We start from the raw sequence: 12,889 nt of genomic DNA on the forward strand, positions 1-12,889 counted from the left end.
GCGTCCTTATTGATGTGTCGAGGAAGCGGTTTCTGCCGGAGGTTCACGCAGAAACCGGTACAAGAGAGGCAGGCTCAGCAGCCCGCCCAGTGCAGCCCAAAGGGCGAAGGACTCGAGGCGGGCACCGCCGACGATTACCGCGATGAGCGAACCGCCGGTGCCCATCACTGCAATCGAGATCATGCCCACCGCGGCAGAGACCAGGCCTTTGCTGTCATCGCTGGAAAACAGCGCCAGTCGATACAGTGCGGCATTGCTCATGCCCAGCCCCACGGCGTACAGCGCGAGGCCTGAAATCAACAAACCAAGGGGCAGGTCTGTCAGAGCACCCGCCAGCAGGGTCAAGAGCCCGAGGCAAAACGGCCAGAGCGCCAGGCGAATCAACTGCACCAATTCGCGCGAGGTCAGCAAACGGTCGAGAATCAGATTGCCGACGATGACCGCCGAAAAGATCGGTATCTGCCAAAAGGCGTATTCACGCGTAGACAAGCCAAGCCGCTGGATCAACAGCAGGGGCGAGAGCCCGATCCACGCTATCAACGGCAGGCTCATCAGCCCGAGCGCGAGGCTCGCGCCGAGAAAACTCGGGTTGCGCAGCAGGGCCAGGTATCGACGAAATGTCTGTCGCCAGGACAACGGAATCGGCGCCTGCTGGCCGCCGTCTCGGCGAACGACCCCGATGGTTTCCGGCATGCAGACGTAGACCCCGGCCCACGCGATGGCAGCGACCAGGCCCAGGGCCAGGAACAGTTCGCGCCAGCTCAGCCATTCCAGCAACAGGCTGCCCAACAACGGGCCAAGAAGCGGCGACAGCAGCGCAACGTTGCCCAGCAGCGCCATGAGCCGCACGGCATCCGCCTCACAGAACACTTCCTGGAGCGCGGGATAGCTGACAGCCACCACGAATCCCAGTCCCATGCCTTGCAGAAGCCGTAATGCATTGAAGGCTTCAATGCCGGGCGTGGCGATTGCAGCCAGACAGGTCATCGCAAAGAGCGCACAACCGATGAGCAACAAGGGGCGTCGGCCAAACCGGTCGGACAATGGCCCGATCAGCCATTGCAGGCAGACGCCTCCGATCAGGTACAGATTAAACGCAGTGGGGATATGGCGTGGATCGGCGCCGAGGTCTTCGGTGACGGTGAGCATGGCCGGCATGATCATGTCGCTGGCCATGTAGGTCAGCCATTCGAACAGCGTGATGGACAGGCAGAAGCCAAGCGTTTTGAGCGGCGGAATATCGATGAGTGTTCGTTGCATGCGCTTCCATGGCCTTCAAAGGGGAGAGCGCAAAGGGTAGGGGCGGGAGGTGGCGTATTCCTACGTTGTTGCTGCGACGTGGTATGTCGCAGGTTTGCAGGGTATTGCCGAAGGCTGATTACTGACTGCTGTGGGCGAAACGTCCGACATTTTGAGGAGGGATATATACGGAAAATGCCCACATCCTCGTGGGCATTTTTTACGGGCGTTCAATCAATTGTTGCATTTGAAAAGGTGGCTATCAGTGTCGTTCAAATGTCAGCCTTAACGATGTTGGTAGTAGCCTGGTCCGGGCGCGCCATAATAGCGATGGTCGCCATGCCAGCCGCCGTGGGGGAAAATGATACAGCCGCTCAGCGTGAGCAGCGCCAATACAGGAATCAGCCAGGTGATTCGACGCAGCATTTCAAAAGTCCTCATGGTTAACGCCGCATGGAGCCAAAGCTCTTCATCGGCTGTAACATGAGACCCCGTTTGCAGCGGCGCATCCCCGTGACACGGTATGCCCATGGCATGAAAGCCGATACAAACCCGATACATTTCAAAGTTTCAGGAATTCGCAATGACTCAGTCGCAACGTTTGAAATACTCGATTCTGATCGCCCTCACCGTACTGGCGATCATGTTCGGCCTGTCCTGGATGCAGAACGCCGGGATGATCAGCGAAAAAGTGTTCCAGTACATCGCCATTGGCGTGGCGGTGGTCGTGGTGGTGATCAACGGGGTGATGCGCCGCAAGGTCAAACCCTGACGGCGCTCCAGAAGGGGCTCAATCGCTATTGAGGACGGCGGCAGCCTGTGGATGCAGGCTGTAGCTCTTGTCGGCGTTGAAGGTGATCACACCTTCGGCGCACAGGCGCTTCAACACTTCGCGCACGCTGAGAAAAGACAGCGGAATACCCAGTTCCAGCAATTGGCTGTGGACACCGCGCACACCCAGACTGCGCTCGCTCTGAGCGGCGACCAGCAAGGCATCGATGACTTTCAGGCGAATCAGGCTGGTGCGCAGGCCGAAGCTCTTGAGCAGCAGTCGAATACGTTCATTGCCGTGGCGCTCGGCTCGTTGTCCGAATACGCTGGCGTGCGAACCCATGGAAGCTCCTTGTGGTGCCTGGCTACCGTCCGATGGTAGTTGCGGGTTGTACATGCGATTACTCCTTTTCAGAGCCTGATCAGGAAAGGTGTCTGGTGCTCTCTCTAAACAAGACGTTTCAGCCCGACAAATCATGAAGCGAAAAATGTAGAAAATTTGTCGTTGATTCGTCCTTTCTCCGTGATCCGGGCTCGAAACGGGCTTGTGACTGACTAAATTTTTTCCCCCGGCTTCGTTTTCTGGAAAGGCTCATTGCGCGTGGACGCGTGGGTGATTTCAGGGCGTAGCCGCTGCGCACGTATTCGAACAGGGTGCGCGGCTGCGCTCTTGGGTATTTCGATCAGGAGCGAGCGTGATTATTTCCAGGCAGTTAACCGGACTGACCCTAGCCGGCATGTTTCTCGGGCTGAGTCTGTCGGCGCATGCGTTCAGTCCTTCCACCCAGGCCGGGGCCGACATCCGTCGTACGGGTTTTGGTGTGCCGCATATCCGCGCGGAAAACGAACGCGGCCTCGGATTCGGCATCGGTTATGCCTATGCGCAGGACAATCTGTGCCTGCTGGCCAACGAAATCGTGACCGTCAACGGTGAACGCTCGCGGTACTTCGGGCCGGATCAGTTCACCGTCGAAGAGCGCGAAAACCGTGTCAGCGATGTGTTCTTCCAGTGGCTCAATACTCCGCAAGCGGTGAATGCCTTCTGGCAGGCGCAGCCGGTCGAAGTCCGAGATCTGGTGCAAGGTTATGCCGCCGGCTACAACCGGTATCTGGCCGAGCGCCGCCAGCAAGGGCAGCCGCAACAGTGCCAAGGCGAATGGGTGCGCGATATCGCAGCCGAAGACCTGGTGAAGCTGACGCGTCGGTTGCTCGTCGAGGGCGGCGTCGGTCAGTTCGCCGAAGCACTGGCCGGTGCCACACCGCCGCAAGCCACTGCGCAAAACGTAAACCACGCCCGCGCTTATGACCTCGCCGCCGCACGCCTGCAACGCTTCGCCCTGGACCGCGGCAGCAACGCGGTGGCGGTGGGCAGCGAGCGTTCCTTCAACGGCCGTGGAATGTTGCTGGCGAACCCGCATTTTCCGTGGGTCGGCGGCATGCGTTTCTATCAGATGCACCTGACCATTCCCGGCAAACTGGATGTGATGGGCGCGGCGCTGCCGGGGCTGCCGATGATCAACATCGGTTTCAACCAGCACCTGGCCTGGACCCACACGGTCGACTCGTCCAAGCACTTCACTTTGTATCGCCTGCAACTCGATCCGAACGATCCGACCCGCTATGTGCTCGATGGCCAATCGTTGCCGTTGACCAAGCAAACGGTGACGGTGCAGGTCAAGCAGGCGGACGGGCAGGTGACGCCGGTATCGCGTGATATCTACAGCTCGCAATTCGGCCCGATCGTGCAGTGGCCGGGCAAGCTCGACTGGGACCATCAGTACGCCTACAGCCTGCGCGATGCCAACCTCGACAACGACCGGGTGTTGACGCAGTGGTACGCGATGAACCGTGCAGGCAACCTCAAGGATCTGCAGGATTCGGTGCACAAGATTCAGGGTATCCCGTGGGTCAACACCCTGGCCGTGGATGACAAGGGTCAGACGCTGTACATGAACCTGTCGGTGGTGCCGAACGTCAGTGCCGACAAACTGGCCAAGTGCAGCGATCCCCGTATCGGCCTGAAAATGATCGTGCTCGACGGCGCCAACAGCGCCTGCGCCTGGGACATCGATCCGCAAGCCGCGCAAAAAGGCATCTACGCGTCCAGTCAATTGCCGCAATTGTTGCGCAAGGATTTCGTCCAGCACTCCAACGATTCGGCGTGGCTGGCCAACCCGGCGCAACCGCTGACCGGTTTCTCGCCGCTGATCAGCCAGGAGGGCCAGCCACTGGGGCTGCGCTCGCGTTTTGCACTGGATCGTCTGGCGACCCTGAGCAAAAAAGGTTCGGTGTCGGTGCAGGACCTGCAACACATGGTGATGGACGATCAAGTGTTTCTGGCCGGCCAGGTGCTGCCTGATCTGCTGAAGTTCTGCGCATCACAAACGGGTGCCGATGCCGCGTTGAAATCGGTGTGCAGCGGTCTCAAAGCATGGGACGGTCGCGCGAACCTGGATTCGGGAATGGGCCTGGTGCATTTCCAGACCATCATGCAGGCCTTGCAGGAATCGCCGGATGTCTGGCGTGTGGCGTTCGATCCGAAGGATGCGCAGCACACGCCGCGCGGACTGGCGACTGAAAAGCCCGAAGTGGCCAAGGCATTGCGCGAAGCGATGCTGGCGTCAGCCGAATCGGCCAGCAAAATGGGCCTGACCGCACAAACCCGCTGGGGCGATGTCCAGGTGGTCAGCAGTGGTGGTCAGCAGACGCCGATCCATGGCGGGCCGGGTACGCTGGGTATCTACAACGCGATCCAGAGCGTGCCGCGCGAAGACGGCAAACTTGAGGTCGTCAGCGGCACCAGTTACCTGCAAGTGGTGACGTTCGACGACAAGGGGCCGCACGCTCAGGGCCTGCTCGCGTTCTCACTGTCCAGCGATCCTGCGTCGAAATACTCGCGGGATCAGACAGAAGCGTTCTCGAAGAAACAGTGGAGTGTACTGCCTTTCACCGAACAGCAGATCAAGGCTGACCCGCAGTATCAGGTGCAAAGCGTGCGTGAAGAACTGGATAAAACCGGGAAAGTGGCGGCGCAGTAATCAGTCGTCAGGATGTTGCAATAACCATTGAAGGCCGCCCCCGAAAAGGGGCGGCCTTCAGCTTTTTGGGGGTTGTTGCGGCATCGGGTTGATCACTGGATTGCCGTCCCTGTTGCGGGTGATGAACACCGGCAGGACTTTGGGCATCGAACCGGCGAAGCTGTTGAGCTCCTTGATGTTGTAGATACCACCGACCCGGATCGACCCCGTGGCGCTGTCGGCCAGCATCAGCGGTTTGTCCAGGTAACGGTTGATCAGCGGCAGGGCTTCGTTCAGCGCCAGGTTGTCGAGAATCAACTTGCCGCTGCGCCAGGCCAGCGAAGTATCGTTGGCGTAGGTCTGGCTGATTTGTGGCATGTAATCGCCGTGTTTGTAGCGAGCCTGCATCGAAGGGCCGAGGCGCAGGCCATCGCCGGATAACTGAGTGTTGCTGGTGACCAGCACCGAACCTTCAACCAGGTTCACTTTCACCTGGTCTTCATACATCCAGACATTGAAGCGGGTGCCGGTGACGCGAATCTTGCCTTCGCCGGCCCTGACGATAAACGGATGGCTCAGGTCATGGCTGACTTCGAAAAAGGCTTCACCCTTTTTCAGGGTGACACGGCGCTCGTCCTTGTAGTTGCTGAAGGTCAGATCGGTATTGAGGTTCAGCTCGACCTGACTGCCATCGCCCAAGGTGACGTGGCGGACATTGTCGGTGGCCGCGAAATGCTGATAACTGTTGGGCAGCAGGCCAAGGTTCCATCCGGTCCAGGCTGCCAGTGGCAACGCCAGCGCGCAAACGGACGCGGCTACCGCATACTGCCGCCAGGTCCGGGCCGGTGGGCGGATCGGTACGACCACCGCAGGCTCCGGGCGCGGCAGGTGTTCGGCAACATCCCAGATTTCCAGCATGGCCTCGTATTCGAACGCGTGCAGCGGATGCGCATCGCGCCATTGCTCGAACGCCAGCCGTTCCTCGGCGGTGCAGTCGACGGCGTGCAGGCGCATGCACCAGTGCGCAGCGGCATCGGTGATCGCATCGTATTCGGCTTCGGAGAGGGTGTTCTGGGTCATTGACTCGTCCTGATTTCCAGCATTCTAACCTTGCGGGCAAGGTGCCGAGAACATCCGTCATGGCAATTGCCCATCAAAGTGGAGCTTATTTTTCACTCACACGCCCTTAAACCAGGACGCTCGATGAGCACTATCCATAAATCGAGTGAAAAAATGATCAAATGCACCTTGGCCGCTTTCGTCGCTACAGCCAGTCTTCCAAGTACCGGCGTGATGTATTGCGTGTCCGGCAGGACTGAGCTCGCCACGGTAGTCGGGACGCGGAATGCGCAGGTGTGGAGGCTGCGCATTTTTTAAAGATCACGGTGCCGGAGCAGGATCCAGCTGCCTGCCGACTTCGCAGATCAGCAGGGCGATCGAGTCGGCATTGTGCAAGATGACATCGACTCGCGCATCCGATGATTGTTGATCGAGGAAGGCATTGCGCGCTTCGTTCATGGTGGCGCTGTTGGTCAGCCTGAGGATTTCCGCACTGGTCGTGCCTTTTTCCGAGATTCTGTCGAAGTCGATCCAGGTCGCCCGTGCCGGGTCCCACTCCGCAAACAATTGCGCCCGTGGGGTGGCCAGCGACAGCCCCATTCTTCGTTCGTCCTGCAGGTCTTGCAGGAGCCTCGAGCCTGTGGGGGAGACGGGTGATATGACGTCGCTGAAGGGTTCTCGTCCCCGTAACGTTGCAATGTCCCAGGCGTTGCAGATTTGATGGGCCAGTTCGTGAAGCAAGGTCTCGGCCTGTGCGTGGCCATCAATATCAAAACCCTGCGCAACGACGGGGGCATATTCCTCCAGGCCCTGGTCGAAAAAGTGCTGGGTGAAATGCACTTTTCTCTGTTGATCGCCGTCGAGCACAAAAGCGATCACATCGTGGAACCATTTGGTCGAGCCGACGATGAAACGGTTGGTGTTGAGCAAATCATCATTCGGGTCCACCAGTGCGTTGCACAGCGGTACGATCGCCGTTGAGATCTTCTTCAGAATATGGGGTGTCACTCGCGGAACATCAAAGAACTCCATGAGAAACCGGTTGACCCGTCCACCGGGAACAGTGTTGATGTCCAGAATCGCCAGGTTATGCAGGCAGTTGAATGCATAGTCCCGGGCAAGCGCCACCGCACGCCCCAGCGTCCGTGCCTTTTCAGGGTTGCGTCGACTGATTTCTTCCATACCCTGCGCTTCGATGTTGAGCATCGTGCGGCGCATGTGCGTGTATTTGCTGCGCTCAACCATTTTGGAGAAGGCTTTACCGTAATGAACGGTCTGGCCGTGCGTGACCTGCACCATCCGTGAGCCGCTTTTGAACAGCATCGGGCCGCGCTCTTCATCTTTTGCCAGTTGCCAGGCCGAACCGTTTTTGACGACCCGGTACACCTTGCCATCAACCGCCGCATAGCTACGGTTGTTCGATGCCTTTTGGTAGACGCCTTGAGTCGCACTGTAGGTGAGGTCCTTGAGCGCGATGTCCGTTGCTTCGAACGGCTGCAGGATCGTGCGCTGTGGTGACGTCGTTTCGATCTCGGCCAGGCTGGGGGCAACAATCTTTTCAACACCTGTTTGGGCCGCCTGTTCGCCGGCGTCGCTGGCAAGCGCGCTTTCGGCTGACATTTCCGGCAGAAGACCAACAAGCACCATTTGCTCCGCACCCTCGATAAACGACTTCAGCGCCTTTTTCCAATGATGATTCTGCAGGGCCTCGGCCGAGTCCTTGAGGTTGTCGTAGGCTTGCCAGAGAAAACGCCCACAGGCGAGTTTGCCTTGCAGCATGTCCGTGACCTGTTTGATCTCATCACTGAACAGGACTTTGGCATTTTCCCAGTCGGATTGCCCATCGCTGTCTTTCTGCGAGCCGAGCATCTGTTTCAACAAATCGAGGTTGTCGCGAAACAGGCACTCCAGCAGGTTGCCGCCAATCGGGCTGTAGTCGAGGGAGATTTCGCTGATCTGCCCGAGTGTGGTGGCGAACAGGTTGCGGAACGTCGCTTGCTGCGTAGGTGGCAAACGACGGAGCAGCAGGTTTTGCAGGAATCCCGGAATATTGAAGGCAGCGATCAGGCCCTTTTCGTCGGTGAACTCGTGGAACGCCTGCTCGGCATAAGGCGCATAGAGCACCAGCGGTCCCTTGTGCCCGGTGCCCGGTGCCAAGACGTACAGTCCGCACGCTTCGACTGCGCTGGCCTTGGCCGTCTTGACCAGTGACAGCGGACTCACTATGGCATGTGTACCGGCGACGGCGGCGCGTGCGATGGCATCGGGCATGTCGAGGGCCTGGCGGATGTAACTGAAAGCGGCCTCGGACAAATGTTGTTGCAGCTTCAGTGCGTGGGCATGTTGCAGCAATTGCCAGGGCACCTGACGGAAGAACATCTGTTGACGGGCAAGGCCGGCAACTGTTGTGGTCGACAGTGCATCGCTGATCTTGTCGCTGTAGGTGGTCGGTATTGCCAGCGACAGCAGCAATTGTCTGACAGCGCTCTGGTCCAGACCGTCCGGCAAGGCCTTGGTGGTTTTCGAGGTGACCTTGAAACCGGTGCCTTGGGCGATATTGATGTGATTGAGGGCAAACTCGATCAGGTTTCGGGGAGGGCCGGCCAGTGTCAGATTGGGCGTTATCTGGATGTGATACGGATTGAGCTGGCTCGTGGGGAAACGACTGTCGAGCAGTGATTTCAAGGTCTGCTCGACATGGCTGACCAGTGTCGGAATACCTGTCAGGTAATCCTTGTCGTCGACGACACTCTGGCGCCACTGCTCCATCAGTTCGACGTGCAGTTTCTGTTCCGCGACCGGCGCCATACCCAGCCAGGCAGGATAGGTCTGTTGCCTGGCGATCGCCTGGGCATGGGCGGTTGCCAGTTTGAGGTTGGTGTGAACAGTCGACTCCCGCAGTTTCGTCAGGGCGTTGTTGCGCCTTGCAGGATCCTTGACGCGCGTGCGCACCTGTTCGCAGCGCCCGAGGAAATGCTCGATGGTCGATTGCATGCGGTTGTGCAGCACGTTGTGTTCGATGAATTGAAACGCTCCCAGGGTGTAGCGCCGATGAGGCTGGTATTGCGCAGGCAGGATGTTTTCCAGCAACGACAAGCGCCGCACGTTATGCAACAAGCGCTGGTCGAGCATGCGCCGGGCAACGGCGACGCTGTCGAATACCTCCAGCCCGAGCGCGGGAGTCCACAAGACCGCGCGCCCGGAGTGCTGGACGTCGAGCCCGCCGCGCTCGGTCATCAGCAGACAATGGGCGAGCGGCAGCAGATTCTGCGAACCGACGGATTCAAGGGTGAGCGCATAGGCGTCCGGGCGGAAGCCCTCGAGTGCCTGCCTTAACGCGCGCGTGGGCAGGTCAGGATTGATCACGGCGTTGACGATCGCCTGCACCGAGGCCGGCAGGCTGCCGTCCAGCGCCCGCAGCCGGGCTTCGCCGGTCACCCCGACAAACCAGGCATGGGCAAGGCTTGATTTCAGGCTTTCGAGAAACGGCCGCTGAGCGTCCTGAGTGGCCATGGGTTGGGTCTTGAGTTTTTCTGCGAGCGGCCCCTCAATGCTGCTGAACGTCTTGATGGCCGCAAGCGCCTTGTCCGCCAATACCAAAGATGGCTGTTGATCACCCGACAGCACCGGGTGCGTGCTCCAGCGTCCGGCACTGTCCAGCTCGCGCAACCGCTCGGAAATCATCGAGCGAATGTCCAGGCTCTTGTCGAACAGCGCGTGCAGATTCACCGCGCCATCGCTGTGGCGAAACACCTGCAAGGCATACTCGATGTTTTGCCGCTGTTTGGTGATGATCAATTCAAAGAGGACCCTGAACAGCTCGCCGCTGATCCGGTCACCCGACACCTGCGGATGATCGAAGCTCAGAAAACGATTGCGTTCGTCCAGGCTGAGCAGACCGTAGAGCTCGTCTTCGTGCCCCTTGGCCATGAACTTGCTCTGCAACGTCTGTTTCAGATCGTTGTAATCGGTCAGCACTTGCAGGCCCTGAGCGGGCGTGTAGAGGAACGCTTGGGTGCCGCTGATCATCAGCGAACCCGCCAGCTCGACGTAGTTGGCTTCGCGCTCCCAGAGGCGCACGGTTTCCGTCAGCGGGCGAATGGAGCCGTCCGTTCCAGGCCGTATCAACTGATGCAATGTGTTGAACTGCTGCGCATCAAGAACGCCGCTTTCGCGCTTGACCATCCATTCCGTACGCGCCTGATCCTCCAGCACGTCGGCGAAGAACGTACGGCGCGAAGAACCGTCGGCGGAGGGCGCATTCCAATATTGTTCAAGCTGCCGAAACAGCAGCGCCGGCAGCTTGCCAGACACCATTTTGACGGCGTCTTCCCATTGCGCCTGATCGCCTTCGGAAGCTGTTCTATCGGGATTGGCGAAGTCACGCAGCGCGGCGGTCGGCCATTGCTGATGCCGGTAATGCAGCAAGACCGCGTCGCTCAGGCTCATGGAGTCAAGCCAATGCTTTGCCGGTGCCGCGACAGCGGCGGTGACGTGGTCATCCACCGTATAGAAACTGACGCGTGTACGGCTTTGCTGCAGGGTGCCGAAATGGGGCTTGAGCAACTCGTCGAGAATGCTGTCCAGAAAGTGTGTGAGTGCCGGCAGTTTCTCCAGCTCTGCACGCCTGGCCTGCGCATTCAACAGGTGGCTCTGTTTGAGGGTCGCGATGTGTTCTTCGAAAACATCCCCTTCGATGTGGCTGGTTGTCAGTGAGATTTTTTCAGCATCGAGCAACCGTTTGCGCAGTGGCAACGACAGAAACGCCAGCAGATTGTCCTGGTCGTCAGGGTTGTTCAGCCGCCGCTCAAGCTGCTGCTTCAGGGTGGCTCGGTCATGGTACTTCTTGATGCCGTCATACACGGTGTAAAGGATCTGGCTTTTATCGTCAGGCGTCTCGCTGAGGATAAAGGCGCCCGGCAGCGGCAGGGGCGTCTCACTGCCGACGTTGAGCAGGATGCGCTCGGCGCGCATGGGAGGGGTTTGCTGGCTGCGCAGGCTGTCGGAAGACAGTTTCGCATGGGCAAGCCATCGGAAATCATGCTCGGACAGGCCATGGGTTTTGCCCAGCTCGGACCAGAGTCCGGGGGAGTCGAAAACTTCGGGGAACAACAACGGTTTGATGGGGGTGAGCATTGTCGAGTCTCTCGGAGGCGCGTTGATACGCACGGGTAGGTCGAGGCTCGAGGTTAGGGCGGGTGCCGGCGGCACAGGTGGTAGATAACTATTGCGGGGTTGACAGGCAACCGGCCAGCCATGATTAATCCCTTCGCGGGTTGTTCGTTCGCTGTTGTTCCCTCCAATAATTATTCTGGAGCTTCAGATGTCTGCGCCACACGATCATGCGGTTTCGTCCACGGTGTCCCTGGACGAGCTGACTCACTTGCTGGAAACGATCTTCATCCGTCACGGCACCTCGACCGAAGTCGCCAGAACACTGGCCGCCAATTGCGCCAATGCCGAGCGGGACGGTGCTCACAGCCATGGCGTATTCCGGATTCCCGGTTATGTCTCGACTCTCAACAGCGGCTGGGTCAACGGCAAGGCCGTGCCGAAAGTCGAGGACGTGGCCTCAGGGTTTGTCAGTGTCGATGCCGGCAACGGTTTTGCCCAACCTGCGCTGGCGGCGGCGCGTTCACTGTTGGTGGAGAAGGCCCGCCGCGCCGGGATCGCGATATTGGCGATCCGCAATTCCCATCACTTCGCCGCACTATGGCCGGACGTCGAGCCTTTCGCCGACGAAGGCCTGGTGGCGTTGAGCGTGGTCAACAGCATGACCTGCGTGGTGCCGCACGGCGCCGATCGGCCGTTGTTCGGCACCAACCCGATCGCATTTGCCGCTCCGAGGGCCGACGGTGCGCCGATCGTATTTGACCTGGCCACCAGCGCCATTGCCCATGGCGACGTGCAGATCGCGGCGCGCAAGGGCGAGAAACTGCCGGCGGGCATGGGCGTGGACAGCCTCGGTCAGCCGACCTGTGATCCGAAGGCGATTCTTGAAGGCGGCGCGTTGCTGCCGTTTGGCGGACACAAGGGTTCGGCGCTGTCGATGATGGTGGAGCTGCTCGCCGCCGCGCTGACCGGTGGCAATTTCTCGTTTGAATTCGACTGGAAGAACCATCCCGGGGCCAAGACCCCATGGACCGGCCAGTTACTGATCGTGATCGACCCGAGCAAGACCGCCGGGCAGAGCTTCGCCGAACGCAGCCAGGAACTGGTCAGGCAGATGCATGGGGTAGGGCTCAAGCGTTTGCCGGGTGATCGGCGGCATTTGCAGCGGGCCAGGTCACTGGCCGAAGGCATCGTGCTGGATGGGCAGACCCTGGCGCAGTTGCGTGAGCTGGCAGGCGAGTGACGTTTTACCAAACATGAAAAAGGCGAGCCGCAGGGCTCGCCTTTTTTTTCGCTGCGCTCAGCGGCGGCCGAGCAACAGACCGACCACCAGACCGAAACCGGCGGAAATCGCCACGGTCTGCCACGGGTGGCCACCGATGTAGTTTTCGGTGGCGTCCACCGCCGGTTTGGTGCGGTCACGCACGCTGGACACAGAATCCAGCGCCTGCTGCAATTTCAGGGCGATTTGTCCGCGCAGGGTCTCCGCTTCTTCGCCGACCAGTGAGGCACTGCTTTTGAGCAGTTTGTCCGACTCTTCGATCAGAGCCTGGAGTTCGCTGAACGCTTGATCCTTGATTTGGTCTTCAGCGGCTTGAACGGCGCTTTTGCGGGCCATTGGGTGACTCCTTGCAGGTGAATGGACAGTGAACAATGGAGTGTGGCGCGGCTTGAAAAGTTGCAGCGAATTT

Annotated in this window: 9 protein-coding genes; 3 read left to right on the forward strand and 6 right to left on the reverse strand. The window is 59.5% G+C overall.

Annotated elements, in window-relative coordinates:
- Positions 1–6 precede the first annotated feature (6 nt).
- Both AC1RME_RS05205 and AC1RME_RS05210 read right to left on the reverse strand, forming a co-directional pair.
- Positions 7–1,260, reverse strand: coding sequence for an MdfA family multidrug efflux MFS transporter (locus AC1RME_RS05205; RefSeq protein WP_096820287.1), 1,254 nt, complete (start codon positions 1,258–1,260; stop codon positions 7–9).
- Positions 1,261–1,524: 264 nt separating this feature from the next.
- On the reverse strand, positions 1,525–1,665 hold the full coding sequence (locus AC1RME_RS05210) for a hypothetical protein (RefSeq protein ID WP_170929569.1): 141 nt from the start codon (positions 1,663–1,665) through the stop codon (positions 1,525–1,527).
- Between the two features lie 157 nt (positions 1,666–1,822).
- Here AC1RME_RS05210 and AC1RME_RS05215 point away from each other — a divergent pair, with 157 nt between their 5' ends.
- Positions 1,823–2,011 (forward strand): hypothetical protein, encoded by a 189-nt coding sequence (locus AC1RME_RS05215; protein WP_096820288.1) that lies wholly within the window; start codon positions 1,823–1,825, stop codon positions 2,009–2,011.
- An 18-nt stretch (positions 2,012–2,029) separates the two neighbouring features.
- Here the strand turns inward: AC1RME_RS05215 and AC1RME_RS05220 are convergent, their stop codons facing one another.
- Positions 2,030–2,407, reverse strand: a complete 378-nt coding sequence (locus AC1RME_RS05220; protein ID WP_085731113.1) for a fe2+ zn2+ uptake regulation protein — start codon at positions 2,405–2,407, stop codon at positions 2,030–2,032.
- A 298-nt stretch (positions 2,408–2,705) separates the two neighbouring features.
- Here AC1RME_RS05220 and pvdQ point away from each other — a divergent pair, with 298 nt between their 5' ends.
- Entirely contained in the window at positions 2,706–5,048 is a 2,343-nt protein-coding gene (gene pvdQ, locus AC1RME_RS05225; protein WP_096820289.1) for a bifunctional acylase PvdQ, read from the forward strand.
- Positions 5,049–5,105: 57 nt separating this feature from the next.
- Here pvdQ and AC1RME_RS05230 read toward each other — a convergent pair whose 3' ends face one another.
- Together AC1RME_RS05230 and AC1RME_RS05235 are read right to left on the reverse strand one after the other, a co-directional pair.
- Positions 5,106–6,107 carry a FecR family protein gene (locus tag AC1RME_RS05230; protein WP_096820290.1) on the reverse strand — a complete coding sequence of 334 codons (1,002 nt, stop codon included), beginning with the start codon at positions 6,105–6,107 and terminating at the stop codon, positions 5,106–5,108.
- A gap of 300 nt (positions 6,108–6,407) precedes the next feature.
- On the reverse strand, positions 6,408–11,222 hold the full coding sequence (locus tag AC1RME_RS05235) for a dermonecrotic toxin domain-containing protein (RefSeq protein WP_493090653.1): 4,815 nt from the start codon (positions 11,220–11,222) through the stop codon (positions 6,408–6,410).
- A 187-nt stretch (positions 11,223–11,409) separates the two neighbouring features.
- Here AC1RME_RS05235 and AC1RME_RS05240 point away from each other — a divergent pair, with 187 nt between their 5' ends.
- Entirely contained in the window at positions 11,410–12,441 is a 1,032-nt protein-coding gene (locus AC1RME_RS05240; protein ID WP_096820292.1) for an Ldh family oxidoreductase, read from the forward strand.
- 57 nt (positions 12,442–12,498) lie between these two features.
- Here AC1RME_RS05240 and AC1RME_RS05245 read toward each other — a convergent pair whose 3' ends face one another.
- Positions 12,499–12,816 carry an ElaB/YgaM/YqjD family protein gene (locus AC1RME_RS05245; protein ID WP_096820293.1) on the reverse strand — a complete coding sequence of 106 codons (318 nt, stop codon included), beginning with the start codon at positions 12,814–12,816 and terminating at the stop codon, positions 12,499–12,501.
- Positions 12,817–12,889: the final 73 nt, after the last annotated feature.

This window comes from Pseudomonas sp. GW822-FHT03F08, assembly GCF_058801265.1.